Source organism: Streptomyces sp. NPDC037271 (genome assembly GCF_055603605.1).
Genome location: NZ_JBVJVN010000024.1, coordinates 72,684 through 90,921, shown reverse-complemented (window position 1 = coordinate 90,921; position 18,238 = coordinate 72,684). Strand labels below are relative to the sequence as shown.

The window sequence follows — 18,238 nt, the reverse complement described above, 5'->3', positions numbered from 1 at the left end:
CACGGCGGCGTGGGCTTCCACCGCGGGGCCGGGGGCCGGGGAGCGGACGTCCGCCGTGGCTTCGGAGTCCGCGCCGCAGCCGCCCCTCGCGCCGGGAGCCGCGCCGCAGGAGTCCGCCGGCGCTCAGGAGGGCTCCGGGGCGGCCCACGGTCCCGCAGGCCCCGAGAGGGCGCCGCAGGGCGCTCCGGGGCCCGACGGGGCGGCGGCCGCCCCCGTGCCGTCGCAGGCCCCGACTCGGGACGGGTCCGAGAACCCGGCGGAGGACGCGCCCGGCGACGGGGTCTTCAAGGTGCGGCTCGCCAACTTCGAGGGGCCGTTCGATCTGCTCCTCCAGCTGATCTCCAAGCACAAGATGGACGTCACCGAGGTCGCGCTCTCCAGGGTGACCGACGAGTTCATGGCGCACATCCGGGCGAGGGGGCCGGACTGGGATCTCGACGAGACGACCGAGTTCCTGGTGGTGGCGGCCACACTGCTCGACCTGAAGGCGGCCCGGCTGCTGCCCGCCGCCGAGGTGGAGGACGAGGCCGACCTGGCGCTGCTGGAGGCCCGCGACCTGCTCTTCGCGCGGCTGCTCCAGTACCGCGCGTACAAACAGATCGCGGAGATCTTCAACGACCGGCTGGAGGCCGAGGCCCGCCGCCACCCCCGTACCGTCGGCCTGGAACCCCACCACGCCGAGCTGCTGCCCGAGGTCGTCATCAGCATCGGGCCGGAGGGCTTCGCCAGGCTCGCCGTCAAGGCGATGCAGCCCAGGCCCAAGCCGCAGGTCTACGTCGAGCACATCCACGCACCCCTGGTCAGCGTGCAGGAGCAGGCCGGGATCGTCGTCGCCCGGCTGAGGGAGCTGGGCGAGGCCAGCTTCCGGACCCTGGTCGAGGACACCGAGGACACACTGACCGTCGTCGCCCGCTTCCTCGCCCTGCTGGAGCTGTACCGGGAGAAGGCCGTCGAGCTGGACCAGGAGACCGCGCTCGGTGACCTGCTGGTGCGCTGGGCGGGAGGGGAGGGCGACGCCGGGCCGGTGGTGACGGACGAGTTCGACCGGCCGCCCGAGAAGACCGAGGAGGAGCGGAAGGCGTGAGTGACGAGACCACGGAGGTCGTGGGCGGGCCGGGCACCGTCGCCGGCCTGGAACTCAAACCCGCCCTCGAAGCCGTCCTCATGGTCGTGGACGAGCCCGCGACCGAGGAGCACCTCGCCCGGATACTCCAGCGGCCGCGGCGGCAGATCGCGGACGCGCTGCGCGAGCTCGCCGACGAGTACACCGTCCAGCGCCGCGGCTTCGAGCTGCGCCTGATCGCGGGCGGCTGGCGCTTCTACAGCCGCCCCGAGTACGCGGCGGCCGTCGAGGGCTTCGTCCTGGACGGCCAGCACGCCCGCCTCACCCAGGCCGCGCTGGAGACACTCGCCGTGGTCGCCTACCGCCAGCCGGTCAGCCGCAGCCGCGTCTCCGCGGTACGCGGCGTGAACTGCGACGGCGTGATGCGCACCCTCCTGCAACGGGGTCTGGTCGAGGAGGCGGGCACGGAACCCGAAACAGGTGCGATCCTGTACGTGACGACGAACTACTTCCTGGAGCGGATGGGCCTGCGCGGCCTGGACGAGCTCCCGGAGCTCGCGCCCTTCCTCCCCGAGGCGGCGGCGATCGAGGCCGAGACACTGGAAGGGGTCCCGTCGTTCGATCCGGACGCCCCGGATTCCGAGGACGCAGACGACAAGACGGAACTTTGATGCGAAGCAGCAGCGGCAGGAACAGCAGCGGAAACAACGGCGGGAGCCGTGGTGGCAACAGCGGCGGCCGCGGCGGGAGCAGCGGTGGCCGCGGTAACCCCCGCGGCGGGAGCAGTGGTGGGCGCGGTAACCCCCGCGGCGCCGGTGGCAACCGCGACGACAGGCAGGGCGGCCGTCCCAAGAACCCGCGCCCGGAGGAGCGGCGCTACGACGTGGGCCCCGGCGCCACCCATGAGGGCCCGAAGTCGGGCCGCGGCCCCGCGGCCCGCGGCGGCGCCAAGGGCGGGCCGAAGAAGCCCCTGCAGCGGGGCCGCTCGGTCCCGGCCACGTCGCGTGAGTACGAGGCGCGGGCCGAGGAGCGCAACCGGGAGCGGTACGCCGGCAAGAAGGACGTCAAGCTGCCCAAGACCTTCCCGGGCGCCGAGCAGGAGGGCGAGCGGCTGCAGAAGGTCCTCGCGCGCGCGGGCTACGGCTCCCGGCGTGCCTGCGAGGAGCTGATCGAGCAGGCGCGCGTCGAGATCAACGGCGAGATCGTGCTGGAGCAGGGCAGGCGGGTCGACCCGGAGAAGGACGAGGTCAAGGTCGACGGCCTGACCGTCGCCACGCAGTCGTACCAGTTCTTCTCGCTCAACAAGCCCGCCGGCGTCGTCTCCACCATGGAGGACCCGGACGGCCGGCAGTGCCTCGGTGACTACGTCACCAACCGCGAGACCCGGCTCTTCCACGTCGGCCGGCTCGACACCGAGACCGAGGGTGTCATCCTGCTGACCAACCACGGTGAGCTGGCGCACCGCCTGACCCACCCCCGGTACGGCGTGAAGAAGACCTACCTCGCGCACATCGTGGGCCCCATCCCGCGCGACCTCGGCAAGCGCCTCAAGGACGGCATCCAGCTGGAGGACGGGTACGCGCGCGCGGACCACTTCCGGGTCGTCGAGCAGACCGGCAAGAACTACCTGGTCGAGGTCACCCTCCACGAGGGCCGCAAGCACATCGTCCGCCGGATGCTGGCCGAGGCGGGCTTCCCCGTCGACAAACTGGTGCGCACCGCCTTCGGCCCGATCACCCTGGGCGACCAGAAGTCGGGCTGGCTGCGCCGGCTGTCCAACACGGAGGTCGGGATGCTGATGCAGGAGGTCGAACTCTAAGCACCGCGAAGGTTGTGACGGGCCACCCACCCCCTTTATAGTCTGAGTGACTATTAAGGGGGTGGCCGCCTGTGCACGGCTACGACAAGTACGCCTTCGAGCCCTTCGCCGTCACCGTCGATCTCGCCGTCCTCACGATCCGCGCGGGCGCGCTGCACGTGCTGCTCGTCGAGCGGGGGCAGGAGCCGTACGCCGGCCGCTGGGCGCTGCCCGGCGGCTTTCTGCTGCCGGACGAGTCGGCGGAGACGGCGGCCCGGCGCGAGCTGGCCGAGGAGACCGGCCTGTCCGACGTGAGCGGACTGCACCTGGAGCAGCTGCGCACCTACAGCGAGCCCGGCCGCGACCCCCGGATGCGGGTCGTGTCGGTCGCGTTCGCCGCCCTGCTGCCCGGCCCTCCCGAACCGCACGCGGGCACCGACGCGGCCGAGGCCCGCTGGGTGCCGTACGACGCGGCCCTAAACCTCGCCTTCGACCACGACCGGATCCTGGCCGACGCCCGGGAACGCGTCGGCGCCAAGCTGGAGTACACCTGCCTGGCCACCGCCTTCTGCCCGGCCGAGTTCACGCTCGGCGAGCTGCAGCAGGTCTACGAGACCGTGTGGGGGACGGCTCTGGACCGGCCGAACTTCCGCCGCAAGGTGCTCACCACACCGGGTTTCGTCGAGGCGGTCCCCGGCGCCGCCCGCCTCACCGGCGGCCGCGGCAAACCGGCCGCGCTCTACCGCTCCGGCCCCGCCACCACCCTGCACCCGCCCCTGCTCCGCACCCCTCGGGAAGGACGCCCCGCATGACCACGACGCCCCGCACGACCACGACCACCGTCACCAAGCGCGCCGCCACCGGGGCGCTCACCGGACTCGCCCTCGGCGACGCGCTGGGCTTCCCCACCGAGTTCGACGACGTCCCGTCGATCCTCGCCAAGTGCGGCCCCTGGCGGGAGATGGAGCTGCCCCGGCCCGCGATCGTCACCGACGACACCCAGATGACGCTGGCGCTCGGGAAGGGGCTGCGGACGGCCATGGGCCTCGCGGTCCTGACGCCCGAGGGCATGGCGGAGCCCGTGCGGCAGGAGTTCATCGCCTGGAACCGGTCGCCGGAGAACAACCGGGCGCCGGGCAACACCTGCCTCACGGCCTGCGGCCTCCTGGAGCGGTCCGACCGCCCCTGGCAGGACGCCAGCCAGGTTCACTCCAAGGGCTGCGGCGCCAACATGCGCGTCGCGCCCATCGGCCTCGTCCCCGGCCTCAGCGACGAACAGCGCGCGGGCGCCGCCCAGTTGCAGTCCGCGCTCACCCACGGCCACCCGACCGCGCTCGCCGCCTCCGACCTCACCGCCCACGCCGTACGGCTGCTCGCCCAGGGCGCCGAGCCGACCGGACTGGTCGGGCTGCTGCGGTCGTACGCCTACGACAACCGCACCCGCTACCACGAGCGTTGGCTCGGCGACCTGTGGACCCGCGCCCAGGACCCCACGCCCGAGCACTTCATCGCCCGCGGCTGGGACGAGTGCCTGGCGATACTCGACCGCCTCCAGCACGCCGTGCGCACCGTCTCGCCGGAGACCGACCCCTGCCTCGCGGTCGGCGAGGGCTGGATCGCCGAGGAGGCCCTGGCGGCCGGACTGCTCTGCTTCCTGCTCTTCGTCGACGAGCCGCTGACCGCCCTGCGCCGAGGCGCCTGCACCTCCGGCGACTCCGACTCCATCGCCTGCCTCGCGGGCGCCTTCGCCGGCGCGTACCTGGGCGCCGACGCCTGGCCCGCCGCATGGGCCGACCGCATCGAGTACCGGACCGACCTGCTGGCCCTCGGAGCGCTCTGGGACGCTTGAGCACATGACCGACCAGGTGGGGCGCGAGCACGGGGACGCCGGCGTCGGCCACACGCGCGTGCGCGCCGACGTGGAGCGGCTGCACGGCGTACTCGACGAGGCGCGGGCGGCGTCAGTCCTGCCCGACGCCCCGCACGACTTCGTCGTACGGATCCGTCCGGCCGGCCCGGAGGGCTGAGGCGCGGCGGACGCGGACGAGGAAGTCCTCGACGCGGCGCCGGTCCGGCTCGGCGGGCAGCGGGCTGCGGCGGGCCGCCTCCTCGCCTTCCTCCACCAGGAGGCTCATCCGGGACTCGACCTCCGGCCAGGGCACCTCGCCGCGCTTCACGGCGAGCAGCGACTCCCGCCGGTCGCCGACGTCGATCGTCAGGACGCCCGTGCGGAGCAGGTCGCGGGCGCTCGTCAGCAGCCGCAGCAGGTGCATCGCGTGCTTCCAGCGCGGGGCGCCGTGCGCGCGCACATCGGCGTCCAGCTTGCGGCGCCGGCCGTGCGCGTACCGGCTGAACGTCTCGTGGACCCGGCGCGAGAGGAACGCCTCGCGCAGGGCGAGCAGTTCGCGGCCCGTGTCGTCCACGGACTCGACGAGCGGGGAGTGCAGGCACTCCAGGATGTTCGGGTTGGCGCGCAGCGCCAGCCCGCAGAAGCGCTCCAGCTCCCAGCTGAACTGCTCCTCGGCCGGACCCTCCACGTGCGTCGGCGGCTTCTCGAAGCGCCAGAACAGGGGCGTCGGCGCGAGGAACACGCCCCGGCGGTCCGTGTCGCTGCCCTCCGTCGCCAGACCGAAGGCGCGCGAACCCATGACACAGGCGTAGATCGTGTGGTCGCGTACCAGGGTCTCGGGCAGCGCCGCGGTCTCGGGGTGCATGTCCGGGAGCGTACGCGGGCGCCTCACGCCAGGCGGACCGAATTTCCCCGCACCGCGATCCGCTCCTCGGACAGCGGCCTCGTGGCCGGACCCCGCTCCACCGCGCCGTCGGCGACGCTGAACCCGCTGCCGTGGCAGGCGCAGTCGATGGTGCCGTCCCGCACGTCCGACACCAGGCAGTTCTGGTGAGTGCAGACCGCCGAGAACGCCTTGAACTCACCCGGCTGCGGCTGGGTCACCACGATCTTCTCGTCCGCGAAGACCTTGCCACCGCCGACCGCGATGTCGCTCGTCGGCGCCAGATCCTGTCCCGGCGAGGCGGCCGAGGAACCGCCGCCTCCGCCTCCGCAGCCGGTGGTGAGCGCCGCCGCCCCCGTGCAGAGGAGGACCGTACGGCGGGTCGGGATGTCGGTCATGTCGCAGCTCCCGGGGAGGGGGGTTCCGGCCGGGGCCGGCGTCTCAGGAGACGGGCGCCCCGGACCGGTACGCGGCGGGCTGACTACGCTGGACGGACCAAGAACCGATACGCACGTCAGCAAGGAGCATCGCCGTGGCGGTACGAGCGGTCCGGGGCGCCGTCCAACTGGAGCGGGACGAGGCCGGGCACATGGACGAGCAGGTCGCGGCACTGCTGACCGCCGTCCTGGAGCGCAACGGCCTGACCGGCGACGACCTCATCAGCATCTGGTTCACGGCCACGCCCGACCTGCACAGCGACTTCCCCGCGGCGGCGGCCCGCAAGCTCGGCATCACCGACGTCCCGCTGATCTGCGCCCAGGAACTGGACATCGAGGGCGCCATGCCCCGCGTCGTCCGGATCCTCGCCCACGTCGAGTCCGACCGGCCCCGCGCCGAGATCTCCCACGTCTACCTCGGCGCCGCCGCGGCCCTGCGCAAGGACATCGCCCAGTGAGAACCGCACTCGTCATCGGCACCGGCCTCATCGGCACCTCCGCCGCCCTGGCCCTGACCCAGCGCGGGGTCACCGTCCACCTCGTCGACCACCACCCCGAGCAGGCCCGTACGGCCGCCGCGCTCGGCGCCGGCACCGACCGGGCCCCGGACGGGCCGGTCGACCTCGCGATCGTCGCCGCCCCGCCGGCCCTGGTGGCCGACGTGCTCGCCGACGCGATGGCGCGCGGCGCCGCCCGCGGCTACATCGACGTGGCCAGCGTCAAGGGCGGCCCCCGGCGCGACCTGGAGGCACGGGGGCTCGACCTCTCCGCCTACATCGGCACGCACCCCATGTCCGGCCGCGAGAAGTCGGGCCCGCTCGCCGCCACCGGCGACCTCTTCGAGGGCCGCCCCTGGGTGCTGACCCCGACCCGGGACACCGACACCGAGGTGCTGAACCTCGCCCTGGAGCTGGTCTCGCACTGCCGTGCGGTGCCGGTGGTGATGGACGCGGACGCCCACGACCGCGCCGTGGCCCTCGTCTCCCACATGCCCCACCTGGTCTCCAGCATGGTCGCCGCCCGCCTCGAACACGCCGAGGAGACCGCCGTACGGCTGTGCGGACAGGGCATCCGCGACGTGACCCGGATCGCAGCCTCCGACCCCCGGATGTGGATCGACATCCTCTCCGCCAACCCCGGGCCGGTCGCCGACCTGCTCACCGACGTCGCCGGCGACCTGGAGGAGACGGTACGGGCCCTGCGCGCCCTGCAGTCCTCCGACGAGGACAAGCGCCGCGAGGGCGGCACGGGCATCGCGGAGGTCCTGCGGCGCGGCAACGCCGGACAGGTGCGGGTCCCGGGCAAGCACGGCAGCGCACCGCGGGTCTACGAGACCGTGGCCGTCCTCATCGACGACCAGCCCGGCCAGCTGGCCCGGATCTTCGCGGACGCGGGACGGGCCGGGGTCAACATCGAGGACGTACGGATCGAGCACGCGACCGGGCAGCAGGCCGGTCTGGTGCAGCTGATGGTCGAGCCGAAGGCCGCGTCCGTGCTGACGGCGGCCCTCAAGGAGCGGGGCTGGGCGATCCGGCAGTGATCTTTCGGATCCCGGCGGTGGTCCCGGGGTGCCGGGCGACTGTCGGAGGGGTCCCGGAGAGCCAGTAACCTTGTGCGGGACGCCTTCGCGTCCCGCACACCACCCACCGCACCGCACCAGGAAGGTGTCCCCTCGTGGAAAACGGCGCCGCCCCGACCGTCCCGGCCGTGATTGTCGCCATCGACGGCCCCTCCGGCACGGGCAAGTCGAGCACGTCGAAGGCCGTCGCCGAGCAGCTCGGCCTCAGCTACCTGGACACCGGCGCCCAGTACCGGGCGATCACGTGGTGGATGGTCACCAACGGCATCGACACCGACGACCCGCACGCGATCGCCGCCGCGGCCGGCAAGCCCGAGATCGTCTCCGGCACCGACCCGGCGGGCCCCACCATCACGGTCGACGGCGTGGACGTGGCCGGCCCGATCCGCACCCAGGAGGTCACCTCCAAGGTCAGCGCGGTCAGCGCCGTCCCCGAGGTGCGGACCCGGATCACCGAGCTGCAGCGCACCATCGCCGCCGCCGCCCCGCTCGGCATCGTCGTCGAGGGCCGCGACATCGGGACGACGGTGCTGCCGGACGCCGACCTGAAGATCTTCCTCACCGCCTCGGCGGAGGCCCGCGCCGCCCGCCGCAGCGGCGAGCTCAAGGGCGCCGACGTCAACGTCACCCGCGAGGCCCTGATCAAGCGGGACGCGGCGGACTCCAGCCGCAAGACCTCGCCGCTGGCCAAGGCCGACGACGCCGTCGAGGTGGACACCACCGACCTCACCCTCCCGCAGGTCATCGAGTGCGTCGTCACCCTCGTCGAGGAGAAGCGGGCGGGGAAGTGACCGAGGTCCCATCGGCGCGGAGCGCCGAGGTCGGGCGGCGCATCGGCGTCGGCCTGATGTACGGGCTGTTCCGGCCGCGTGTGCTGGGCGCCTGGCGGGTGCCCGCGACCGGCCCGGTGATCTTCGCCGTCAACCACTCGCACAACGTGGACGGCCCGATGGTCATGGGCGTGGCGCCCCGGCCGACGCACTTCCTGATCAAGAAGGAAGCGTTCATCGGTCCGCTGGACCCCTTCCTGCTCGGCATCGGCCAGCTGAAGGTGGACCGCTCGACCGCCGACCGCACCGCCATCACCCAGGCGCTGGGCGTCCTGGACAACGGCGGCGTGCTGGGCATCTTCCCGGAGGGCACCCGGGGCGAGGGCGACTTCGCCGCGCTGCGGGCCGGCCTCGCCTACTTCGCGGTCCGCAGCGGCGCACCGATCGTCCCGGTCGCGGTGCTGGGAAGTTCCGACCGGCCCGGACGGTTGATAAAGGCGCTGCCTCCGCTGCGCTCGCGCGTCGACGTCGTCTTCGGCGACCCCTTCGACGCGGGTGACGGCAGCGGGCGGCGAACCCGCAAGGCGCTGGACGAGGCGACCGAACGCATCCAGAAGCAGCTCACCGCACACCTGGAGAACGCCAGGCGGCTCACCGGCCGCCGGGCCACACTTTGAGTAGTGGATCACCCGGTACAGGGGGTGCACCACCGATCACCACGATGAACGAGGTACGGACTTCATGAACGACCACATCCACTCCGAGGGCTCGGGCGAGGAGCACGACCACGGGGCGCTCGGTGACGCCGAGTACGCGCAGTTCATGGAGCTCGCCGCCGAAGAGGGCTTCGACATCGAGGAGGTCGAGGGCGCGATCGAGGAGGCCGGGCACGGCCCGCTGCCCGTCCTCGCCGTCGTCGGCCGTCCCAACGTCGGCAAGTCGACCCTGGTGAACCGGATCATCGGCCGCCGCGAGGCCGTCGTCGAGGACAAGCCCGGCGTCACCCGCGACCGCGTCAGCTACGAGGCCGAGTGGGCCGGCCGCCGCTTCAAGGTCGTCGACACCGGCGGCTGGGAGCAGGACGTCCTCGGCATCGACGCCTCCGTGGCCGCGCAGGCCGAGTACGCGATCGAGGCCGCCGACGCGGTCGTCTTCGTCGTGGACGCCAAGGTCGGCGCGACCGACACCGACGAGGCCGTCGTACGGCTGCTGCGCAAGGCCGGCAAGCCCGTCGTGCTGTGCGCCAACAAGGTGGACGGCCAGAGCGGCGAGGCCGACGCCTCCTACCTGTGGTCGCTGGGACTGGGAGAGCCGCACCCGGTCTCCGCGCTGCACGGCCGAGGCACCGGCGACATGCTGGACAAGGTCCTGGAGGCCCTGCCCGAGGCCCCGGCCCAGACCTTCGGCACCGCCGTCGGCGGCCCGCGCCGCATCGCCCTGATCGGCCGGCCCAACGTCGGCAAGTCCTCGCTGCTGAACAAGGTGGCGGGCGAGGAGCGCGTCGTCGTCAACGAGCTGGCCGGCACCACCCGCGACCCGGTCGACGAGCTGATCGAGCTGGGCGGCGTGACCTGGAAGTTCGTCGACACGGCGGGCATCCGCAAGCGCGTCCACCTCCAGCAGGGCGCCGACTACTACGCCTCGCTGCGCACCGCCGCCGCCGTCGAGAAGGCGGAGGTCGCCGTCATCCTCGTCGACGCCTCCGAGTCGATCTCGGTCCAGGACCAGCGGATCGTCACCATGGCCGTCGAGGCGGGCCGCGCGATCGTCGTCGCCTACAACAAGTGGGACACCCTCGACGAGGAGCGCCGCTACTACCTGGAGCGGGAGATCGAGACCGAGCTCGGCCAGGTGGCGTGGGCGCCCCGGGTCAACGTCTCGGCGCAGACCGGCCGGCACATGGAGAAGCTGGTCCCCGCGATCGAGACGGCCCTGGCCGGCTGGGAGACCCGCGTTCCGACGGGCCGGCTGAACGCCTTCCTCGGTGAGCTGGCCGCCGCCCACCCGCACCCGGTGCGGGGCGGCAAGCAGCCGCGCATCCTGTTCGGCACGCAGGCCGGCACCAAGCCCCCGCGGTTCGTGCTCTTCGCCTCCGGCTTCATCGAGGCCGGCTACCGGCGCTTCATCGAGCGCCGGCTGCGCGAGGAGTTCGGCTTCGACGGTACGCCGATCCACCTCTCGGTGCGGGTGCGCGAGAAGCGCGGCGCGAAGAAGAAGTAGCGGCAGCCGCGACGGCGAAGAGAACGACGAGAGAGGGCGACCCCGGCAAGGGGCCGCCCTCTCTCGTCACTCGGGTGGCTGTCAGGCGCCTCTGCGCGGGCCCGGTGGCAGCGCGGCCGGGACATGGTGCGTGCCGACGCGCTGCCACATCGGCTGCTGGTGGCCGACGCGGGCGCTGTGGGCCCCCGCACTGTAGGCGCTGTACGCGCCTCTGCTGCGCGGGATGCTCCGGAAGGCCGTGAATCCCAGCTCCTCCTCACCGCTGCGATCGCCCGGCAGTGATCGGAAGGACCGGACGTACTCGGCGTAGAGCGCGTCGTAGATCGGCGTGGCCGAGGGGCCGCCCTGGCGGTGAAAGGCGTCGTATGCGTACACGTATGTCCAAACGACACCGCGCTGGAAGAGATGCGGCCCAGGCGGTGGCCGTCCGCCGGCCGCACGGACCGCGCTCAGGTTCCGGCCAGCGGCAGCGCCGCCGCGACCAGCTGCCCGTTCGCCGCCGCCCTGTCCAGCGCTTCCCGCAGCAGGTCCTCGCGCGGCTGCCGTCCGATCGATCCGACGGGCGCCGCGAACATCAGCACCTGCTGGTGTTTGTTGGCCGCCGTGCGCCAGCCCTCGGTGACCTGGAGGGGCTGGTGCGCCTGCCACCAGGCCACCGGCCGGCCGCCGTTCGTCCCCGGCTGGAGCACCGCGTGCAACTGGCCCATCGCGAGCAGTACCGACCAGCCGTGCAGCACCGCCGGCGCGGTGGACAGCTCGGTGACCGGCATGAAGCCCTGTTCGATGAGCAGCGGCAGGAAGTCGTCGCCGGCACCGACGGTGCCGGGCCGGGCGATGGGGGCGGTCGGCTCCACCACGAGGGCCGGGTGGAGTTCGTCGGCGATCAGGATCAGTCCGCTGGTGACACCGAGCACGGCCTGCTCGGGTGCGGCCTGCTCGGGCACGGCCTGTTCCGGCCCGGGGCGGGCGTTGTCGGAGCTGATGGACTTCACGGCCCCCTGGAGCTGCTCCTCGGTGACCTTGACCACCTGCGAGGGCAGGCACCCGGCGTGGGCGAAGGCGAGTACGGCGGTCTCGTCCCCGATGAAGAGAACGGTGCTGGTGCGCTCCTGCGCGCAGTCGCCCGGGGTGCGGCAGGACGTGCAGTCGTAGCTGCCCGGGGCGGATTCCCCGGCGAGCAGGCGGTCGGCTTCTTCGTCGCCGATCTCGGCGCGTACGTCGTCGCTGACGTCGAGCATGCGCGGCACGGGTGGCTCCCTCGGGATGCGGTACGTGGCCGGACCGGGTGGCTCCCGGGCCGTGGTCCGGGCGGTCCCCGGCTCATGCAGAAGACAACGGGGGATCTGTGGCGGGAGTCACGCCCCACGCCCGACGGAATCGAACCATCCGGCGCACACGGTCATCTGTCGGCCGGAACCGCTCACTCACCGTCAACTGGTTTGAACCGCAAGGCCGTTGATGCGGTGAGGTGGGTCACAGATCGCCATGCCGGTTGGTCGACAAATCAGGAAATCAGCGAATGAAGTGGGTGTCCGGAAATGGCTGATACCCGAGGTAATGGCGGACTGGCCTGGAATGACGGGCCATTGGTTGATCCCGGCCGGACGGGCTCCCTAGATTGCTCCGCCGTGTGCAACGAGCACCGCTCGGGAACGTCCGCCGACCGCATCACCGGCTCGCACCACGGCCATCGGCGGACGGGGCGGAGCGCGACGACCGCGTGCTGTGCGCGGCGAGCGTGCCCCGTCCTGGGGGAGCCCGGGTTGCGTGGAGAGGGAAACACATGTCCGGAAGTGCCGATACCACTCGCGGCAACGTTCGCAGCAACCGTACGGCGGCGGTCCTCGCCGGGGCGGCACTGCTCGCGCCCCTCGGCCTGCTGGCCGCGACCGGCAGCGCCGCGGCGGCGGACCGCGGAGTGTGGGACCGCATCGCCCAGTGCGAGAGCGGCGGCAACTGGCACATCAACACCGGCAACGGCTACTACGGCGGACTGCAGTTCTCCGCCTCCACCTGGCGCGCGTACGGCGGCACCGCCTACGCGCCGACCGCCGACAGGGCGACGAAGTCCCAGCAGATCGCCGTGGCGACCAAGGTCCAGCGCGCCCAGGGCTGGGGCGCGTGGCCGACCTGCTCCTCCCGGGCCGGGGCCCGGGGCGGCGCACCGGCCGCCGCCACCCCGCCCGAGGCGGCCCCGGCCGCCCCCGCCGAACCCGCGAAGTCCGCCGCCGGGCCGTCGAAGGCGCCGACCCGGAAGAGCGGCCACACCGGCCCCAGCGCGTCCCGTGGTGACTACACCGTCCGCCAGGGCGACACCCTCAGCGCGATCGCCGGCCGGTACGGCACCAGCTGGCAGCGCCTGCACGCCACCAACAAGGCCGTCATCGGCGCCGACCCCGACGTGATCGTGCCCGGCCAGCGCCTCGAACTCTGAGCCGCCCGCCCCGCCGCGCGGCACAGCCTCCCTGGGCGAACCCGCGGCGGGGCCTCGGACCCGCCTTCGGCCGTGATCACATCGCAATCGGACACAGGCAACCAGAAGGCGGGGTTCTGGGTCTAACCGGACGACGAGAAGCCCAGGGAGGATCCGCACCGCATGACGCCGCCGACCCCATCGGCCGCTCCGCTGCGCGCCGACTGCATCGGCGACTCGGCGGGCGGTCTGACCTTCGACGTCGCCGCGCACGAGGGCACCGGGGCGGCCCTCCTCATCCTGCGCCGCCGCGCCGCCGACGGAGCCGACGACACCGTCAGCCTGCCGCTGGCCCCCGCGGCCGAGGGCAGGCTGCGCGCCGCGCTGCCCAGCAGCGTGGCCCTCCCCGAGGGCCGCTGGGACGCCTACGCGCGCGTGTCCGACGGCGAGCCGCGGCGCCTGGTGCCCGGCGTCACCGACCTGCGCTCCCTCGCCGACCGCACCCCCGGGGGCCTGCTCGGCCACGTCGCCGTCCGCATCCCGTACGCCACCCGGCAGGGCAACCTCACCGTCCGCAGCTGGCTGCGCGCCCCGCACGCGGAGACGGGAGAGCTGCGCGCCGCGGAGGGCGGGCTGACGGTACGCGGACGGGTGTACGGCACGCAGCTGGCCCCCGGCGCCCACGCCGAGCTGCGGGTCCGCTCCGGCACCGGCGAGGGCGGTGTGCGCCGGCTGGACGTCGCGGCCGACCGGGCGGAGTTCGGCTTCACCGTGCCCTACGACACCCTGGCGCCGGGCGAGTGGGACCTGTGGCTGCGGCCCGCCGGGGAACCCGGCCCGGCCGTGCGCCTCGCGCGGCTGCTGGACGACATCGCCGACAAGTACCCCGTCCTCACGTATCCACGCGCGCGCGTGCGGACGCCGCACGGCCTCGTGCGGGCCGGGCCGTACTACACCCGGGACAACGACCTGTCGCTGTCGGTCACCCCGCTGTAGACCTGACGACGCGGACAGTACCTGTCCGCAACCGCTGGCAGACTCGGCGCCATGCTCGAGACCTCGGCACGACTACTGCGCCTGCTCTCCCTCCTCCAGGCCCACCGGGACTGGTCCGGCACCGACCTCGCCGACCGCCTCGGCGTCTCCCCCCGCACCGTGCGCCGGGACGTGGACCGGCTGCGCGAGCTGGGCTACCCGGTCAACGCCAGCCCCGGCACCGGCGGCGGATACCAGCTGGGCGCGGGCGCCGAGCTGCCGCCGCTGCTGCTGGACGACGACGAGGCGGTCGCCGTGGCCGTGGGGCTGCGCACGGCCGCGGGGCAGGGCATCGAGGGGATCGGCGAGACCTCCGTCCGTGCGCTCGCCAAGCTGGAGCAGGTGCTGCCCGACCGGCTGCGGCGCCGCGTGGGCGCCCTGAACGCCTTCACCGTGCCGATGCTGCGCGGCCCCGGGGCCTCCGCCGTGGACCCGGGCGTCCTGGCCGAGCTGGCCCACCTGTGCCGGGACGGCGAGCGGCTGCGCTTCGCGTACCGGGGCCACGACGGCACCGACAGCCGCCGCACCGTCGAGCCCCACCGGCTGGTGTGCTCCGAGCGCCGCTGGTACCTGGTCGCCTTCGACCTCGACCGCGCGGACTGGCGCACGTTCCGGGTGGACCGCGTCACGCCCAAGCCGCCGCACGGTCCCCGCTTCGTCCCGCGCGAGCCGCCCGCCGAGGACCTGGCCGCCTACGTCTCCGCGGGCGTCTCCACGCGCGCGTACGCCACGCACGCGGTCGTACGGCTGCTGGTGCCCCTGGAGGAGGCCGTCGAGCGGATCTCGCCCACCGCCGGGGTGCTGGGGGCGGAGGGCCCGGACAGCTGCCTCCTGCGCACCGGCGCCGGGAGCCTGGAGGTCATGGTGGTGCACCTGATGCTGCTGGGCTTCGACTTCGAGGTGCTGGAGCCGGACGGGCTGACGGAGACGATCCGGGCGGCACGCGACCGGCTCACCCGCGCCCTGTCCCGGTCCGGGCGGCCAGAGGGGAATCTGTGAGCAGCTGATGTGTTTCCTGTGTCGATGTCCGGTCCCCGCACGCCGTACGCGACGTCGTACGTGAGTTCGTTCGAGTGGGTTCGGATGTGTTCGGGCGCGGAATGCGGGGAAGCCTCCGCGGCCCTTCGAAGCCTTTTCCGTCCACTTATTCGAGAGGGTGACGCGACACGCGGAAATTCACCTCACGGGTCTGCCGTAAGGCGTACAGAACCGTCCGTCCGTGTGACGGATTCATACCGAAACGCGGGTCGTGATCTTGTGACAGAAGTGTGACCCCAGGTGCGTCTGCACCCCGCGTTACGGGCCTGGACTTCCCCGGTTGTGGAGCAGGGCATAGCGTGGCGGCATGGCACCGATTCCGACACCCCCGGCCGAACCCCAGGACAGTCCGGACACGTACGTGGGCCTCGATTCCGGCGCGGCCGAACGGCTCGCCCGGGAGCGGGGCTGGTCGACGGTGCGCGCACTGGCGCCGGGGACGGTCATCACCATGGAGTACCGCGTGGGCCGCCTCAACTTCGAGGTGAAGGACGGCCGAGTGGCCCGGGCCTGGAAGGGCTGACCCGCGGGGGAGGGGCTGTGCGTACCGGTCCCCGCGGCGTGGTGTGAGCGGTCAGCCGCCCGACAGGGGGCGCCCGGCCGGGGCCGCGCCTCGCGGGTGGCGGTCGGCGTGCCCCGGCCGGCGGCTGCCCGCCGGGGGCGCCGGCGTGCGGTCCGAGCGGGCCGTGTGGGGGCCGGGGGCCAGGTACGCCGGGGCCCGGTTGCGCGGCGCGGCGACCGGCTCGCGGACCGGTGCCTCCTCCCGGTCGGGGGCGTGCGGCGTGAGGACCTCGGGTGTGCTGACCGGCTGCTTCGTCGCCGCCGCGCGGCGGCGACGGGCGAACCAGCCGTCGCGCAGGCCGAGGATCCGGGCTTCGGTCCGGGTGATCAGCGGCTCGAACCACGGCAGCGCCAGCAGGATCAGCAGTCCCGCCGCCCAGCCGAGGAGCACGTCGCTGAGCCAGTGCGTGCCGATGTAGACGGTGGACAGTCCCACGCCGAGCGAGGTGACCGCCGACAGTGCCGACAACCAGCGCCGTGCCCTCGGCGTCGAGGCCAGATAGGCCAGGATGCCCCAGGTCACGACGGCGTTCGCGGTGTGACCGCTCGGAAATATATCGCCGCCGAGCCACATCTCGTTCGCGCCGATCGTGGTCGCGTAGTGCGGCCCGAGCCGGCCCATGCCGTACTTGGCGGCACCGACGGTGACGTTCAGCAGGAGCAGGGAGACGCCGAGCGCGAGCAGGGGGCGCAGGGTGTGCTGCCGCCAGGAGCGCCAGCCGAGCCAGGCCGCGACCATCACCGCGGTGGGGCCGCGCTGGCCGAGCACCACGTAGTAGTCGACGAACGCGTGGAGCTCCGGCCACTGCTGGTAGGGCCGGAAGAACATGACCTGCCAGTCGAGCCGGACCAGCCACGAGGTGATCAGCACGGCCCACACGATCGCGATGTAGAACGCGAGGGTCCCGGCGAACAGCGCAACCCTGTGCCGGCTCATCTCCGGCACATCTAGGTGGGCCGGTCGTTCCGGCTCCCGGTCCAGTCTCGCGAACACCCGGTCCAGACGGGTGAGGTTCCGTTCGGTACGCACCCAATCGACGTTACAGCGAGTGAGGAGTGATCCCGGCCGAATCAACGGCTTTGTGATGACGATGTGATGTGGGATTCCTCTCAGGCGGTGGTTTATTTCCGAGGAATCCGCAACCCCGTCCTATTGCGGACTTCAATTCCTTTGATCGGCCCGGTCGACGGCTTATCGTGCTTATGAATTCGTTCACCGAATGCTGGTGCGGAATTCTCCCGGCGGTCATCGGGGCGCCCCGGCCCGGTCAGGGCGGGCCGGAGCCGTTCAGCCAGAACGCCCCGTACACCGCCGACGCCACCGCGACACCGCCGACGACCAGCGCCGACCTGGAGGTTCGCAGCCGGGCCAGGGGCAGGGCGAGGGGCAGCAGCAGCGGGAAAGCGGGCAGCAGCAGCCGCGGCTTCGAGCCGAAGTAGCTCGACGTGCACAGGGCGAGGACGGTGACGATCCCCGCGTACACCAGCAGCGGGAGCGGCTGGCGCTGCCGTACGCAGACGACGTACAGCCGGACGAGCAGGGCGATCCCCACGACCAGGGCGACGCCCGCCAGTGCCGACGGGAACGACGTGAACTTGCCGGCGACGAAACGGGCGAAGGCCACGCCCCCGTCGAAGCCGTTGCGCCAGCCTGCCTGGACGTCGAGATAGCCGAGCGGGCCCCGGCCGGTGCGGTGCCCGACCCAGAGCACGTACCCGGCGGCGCCCAGGGGCGCGAGGAGCATGCCGAGCGCACGCCGCGCGCCGTCACCGGGGGCGCGCGCCGGGTCGCGGGCGCCGTCCGTGCCGGCGTCGCTCCGGCTTCGCACGAATGCCGTAATCGCGGCGACCCACACGGCCGCCGCCACCGCGAGCCCCACCGGGCGGGTCAGCCCGGCCAGCGCGGCCAGCGCCCCCGCCGTCACCCAGCGCCCGGTCAGCACCGCGTACAGAGACCAGGCCGCGAGCGCCGTGAACAGGGACTCGCTGTACGCCATGGACTGCACGATCCCGACCGGCAGCACGGCCCACAGCAGCACCGCGCACACCCCGGCCCGGCGGCCGTACACATGCTCCGCGACCGCGAAGATCCCCCAGGCCGCGGCGAGCGAGGCGAGCAGCGACACGACGAACCCGGCGTCCGCGGGCGACCACGGCCCCGCCGCCGCGCCCAGCCGCTCCAGCCAGGGCAGCAGCGGGAAGAAGGCCAGGTTGGAGTGCACGTCGCCGTTCGGCAGGCGCACCTCGTAGCCGTAGCCCAGTTCGGCGACCCTCGTGTACCAGAGGGAGTCCCAGCGGGCCGTCAGCAGCGTGTACGCGCTCTTGTCGCGCGCGGCGCTCCACAGGGCCAGGGCGAGCAGGCCCAGGGCGCGTACGGCCGCGTAGCCGAGGAGCGCCGGGGCGGCCCGGCGCAGGGCGCCCGGGCGGCCCGTCGTGCGCGTTTCAAGATCGGTCACGGGCTCGATTATCTGCCGTGGGCGGGAGCGGCCGGCCGGCCGGGGCGGGCGGGGCCGTGGCCGCGGTGGCGCATGCCACACAGGTGACGCGGGTTGTGTGAGGTCCGCCACGTGTGCCGTGCGAGGTCTCGCGTAC

At 73.1% G+C, this 18,238-nt stretch carries 19 protein-coding genes and 2 pseudogenes; 15 read left to right on the top strand and 6 right to left on the bottom strand.

The features are described 5' to 3' along the window. The first annotated feature begins 55 nt into the window (after positions 1-55). The 6 genes and pseudogenes from ACZ7G3_RS29630 to ACZ7G3_RS29605 all read left to right on the top strand — a co-directional run. A complete protein-coding gene (locus ACZ7G3_RS29630) occupies positions 56-1,084 on the top strand; it encodes a segregation and condensation protein A (RefSeq protein WP_470929161.1) in 1,029 nt (342 codons plus the stop codon). After that, positions 1,081-1,734 carry an SMC-Scp complex subunit ScpB gene (gene scpB, locus ACZ7G3_RS29625; protein ID WP_426600634.1) on the top strand — a complete coding sequence of 218 codons (654 nt, stop codon included), beginning with the start codon at positions 1,081-1,083 and terminating at the stop codon, positions 1,732-1,734. The genes ACZ7G3_RS29630 and scpB overlap by 4 nt, the downstream gene beginning before the upstream one ends. Further along, positions 1,734-2,882, top strand: a complete 1,149-nt coding sequence (locus ACZ7G3_RS29620) for a pseudouridine synthase (protein ID WP_426600633.1) — start codon at positions 1,734-1,736, stop codon at positions 2,880-2,882. The genes scpB and ACZ7G3_RS29620 overlap by 1 nt, the downstream gene beginning before the upstream one ends. A gap of 71 nt (positions 2,883-2,953) precedes the next feature. Continuing rightward, the gene (locus ACZ7G3_RS29615) at positions 2,954-3,673 is read left to right on the top strand and encodes an NUDIX hydrolase (RefSeq protein WP_470929159.1); all 720 of its coding nucleotides are present in this window, start codon (positions 2,954-2,956) and stop codon (positions 3,671-3,673) included. Next, positions 3,670-4,710, top strand: a complete 1,041-nt coding sequence (locus tag ACZ7G3_RS29610; protein ID WP_470929157.1) for an ADP-ribosylglycohydrolase family protein — start codon at positions 3,670-3,672, stop codon at positions 4,708-4,710. The genes ACZ7G3_RS29615 and ACZ7G3_RS29610 overlap by 4 nt, the downstream gene beginning before the upstream one ends. A 19-nt stretch (positions 4,711-4,729) precedes the next feature. Next, positions 4,730-4,888 (top strand): annotated as a pseudogene (locus ACZ7G3_RS29605) (nucleotidyltransferase domain-containing protein); the annotation flags it as partial. Here ACZ7G3_RS29605 and ACZ7G3_RS29600 read toward each other — a convergent pair. Further along, positions 4,823-5,575, bottom strand: coding sequence for a nucleotidyltransferase domain-containing protein (locus ACZ7G3_RS29600; RefSeq protein ID WP_470929155.1), 753 nt, complete (start codon positions 5,573-5,575; stop codon positions 4,823-4,825). The pseudogene ACZ7G3_RS29605 and the gene ACZ7G3_RS29600 sit on opposite strands and share 66 nt — an antisense overlap. Before the next feature lie 23 nt (positions 5,576-5,598). Further along, the gene (locus tag ACZ7G3_RS29595) at positions 5,599-5,991 is read right to left on the bottom strand and encodes a Rieske (2Fe-2S) protein (RefSeq protein ID WP_470929153.1); all 393 of its coding nucleotides are present in this window, start codon (positions 5,989-5,991) and stop codon (positions 5,599-5,601) included. 134 nt (positions 5,992-6,125) lie between these two features. Here ACZ7G3_RS29595 and aroH point away from each other — a divergent pair, with 134 nt between their 5' ends. The 5 genes from aroH (at position 6,126) to der (ending at position 10,599) form a co-directional block, all read left to right on the top strand. Next, entirely contained in the window at positions 6,126-6,488 is a 363-nt protein-coding gene (gene aroH / locus ACZ7G3_RS29590) for a chorismate mutase (protein ID WP_470929151.1), read from the top strand. Continuing rightward, positions 6,485-7,570, top strand: coding sequence for a prephenate dehydrogenase (locus tag ACZ7G3_RS29585; RefSeq protein WP_470929149.1), 1,086 nt, complete (start codon positions 6,485-6,487; stop codon positions 7,568-7,570). The genes aroH and ACZ7G3_RS29585 overlap by 4 nt, the downstream gene beginning before the upstream one ends. A gap of 134 nt (positions 7,571-7,704) precedes the next feature. Beyond that, positions 7,705-8,400: a (d)CMP kinase gene (gene cmk / locus ACZ7G3_RS29580; RefSeq protein ID WP_426518407.1), complete on the top strand. Its 696-nt coding sequence runs from the start codon at positions 7,705-7,707 to the stop codon at positions 8,398-8,400. Further along, complete coding sequence (locus ACZ7G3_RS29575) at positions 8,397-9,056, top strand: lysophospholipid acyltransferase family protein (RefSeq protein WP_426518409.1); 660 nt, start codon at positions 8,397-8,399, stop codon at positions 9,054-9,056. Before cmk ends, ACZ7G3_RS29575 begins: the two co-directional genes overlap by 4 nt. A 64-nt stretch (positions 9,057-9,120) precedes the next feature. Further along, entirely contained in the window at positions 9,121-10,599 is a 1,479-nt protein-coding gene (gene der, locus ACZ7G3_RS29570) for a ribosome biogenesis GTPase Der (protein WP_470929147.1), read from the top strand. Positions 10,600-10,680: 81 nt separating this feature from the next. Here der and ACZ7G3_RS29565 read toward each other — a convergent pair whose 3' ends face one another. Continuing rightward, positions 10,681-10,974, bottom strand: a complete 294-nt coding sequence (locus ACZ7G3_RS29565; RefSeq protein WP_398135195.1) for a hypothetical protein — start codon at positions 10,972-10,974, stop codon at positions 10,681-10,683. A gap of 74 nt (positions 10,975-11,048) precedes the next feature. Further along, positions 11,049-11,846, bottom strand: coding sequence for a hypothetical protein (locus tag ACZ7G3_RS29560; RefSeq protein WP_426600624.1), 798 nt, complete (start codon positions 11,844-11,846; stop codon positions 11,049-11,051). A gap of 536 nt (positions 11,847-12,382) precedes the next feature. Between ACZ7G3_RS29560 and ACZ7G3_RS29555 the strand changes: the two genes are divergently transcribed. From ACZ7G3_RS29555 to ACZ7G3_RS29540, 4 genes and pseudogenes are all read left to right on the top strand, one after another. Then, the gene (locus ACZ7G3_RS29555) at positions 12,383-13,033 is read left to right on the top strand and encodes a LysM peptidoglycan-binding domain-containing protein (RefSeq protein ID WP_470929145.1); all 651 of its coding nucleotides are present in this window, start codon (positions 12,383-12,385) and stop codon (positions 13,031-13,033) included. Between the two features lie 162 nt (positions 13,034-13,195). Next, positions 13,196-14,008 (top strand): hypothetical protein, encoded by an 813-nt coding sequence (locus ACZ7G3_RS29550; RefSeq protein ID WP_470929143.1) that lies wholly within the window; start codon positions 13,196-13,198, stop codon positions 14,006-14,008. A 51-nt stretch (positions 14,009-14,059) separates the two neighbouring features. Further along, a pseudogene (locus ACZ7G3_RS29545) lies at positions 14,060-15,022 on the top strand (helix-turn-helix transcriptional regulator); the annotation flags it as partial. A gap of 370 nt (positions 15,023-15,392) precedes the next feature. Then, positions 15,393-15,608, top strand: coding sequence for an I78 family peptidase inhibitor (locus tag ACZ7G3_RS29540; protein ID WP_426600621.1), 216 nt, complete (start codon positions 15,393-15,395; stop codon positions 15,606-15,608). Positions 15,609-15,659: 51 nt separating this feature from the next. On the opposite strand, the gene ACZ7G3_RS29535 is transcribed toward ACZ7G3_RS29540, so the two are convergent. Further along, positions 15,660-16,676, bottom strand: coding sequence for a phosphatase PAP2 family protein (locus ACZ7G3_RS29535; protein ID WP_426600620.1), 1,017 nt, complete (start codon positions 16,674-16,676; stop codon positions 15,660-15,662). 238 nt (positions 16,677-16,914) lie between these two features. Then, positions 16,915-18,102 carry a glycosyltransferase family 39 protein gene (locus ACZ7G3_RS29530; protein ID WP_426600619.1) on the bottom strand — a complete coding sequence of 396 codons (1,188 nt, stop codon included), beginning with the start codon at positions 18,100-18,102 and terminating at the stop codon, positions 16,915-16,917. Positions 18,103-18,238: the final 136 nt, after the last annotated feature.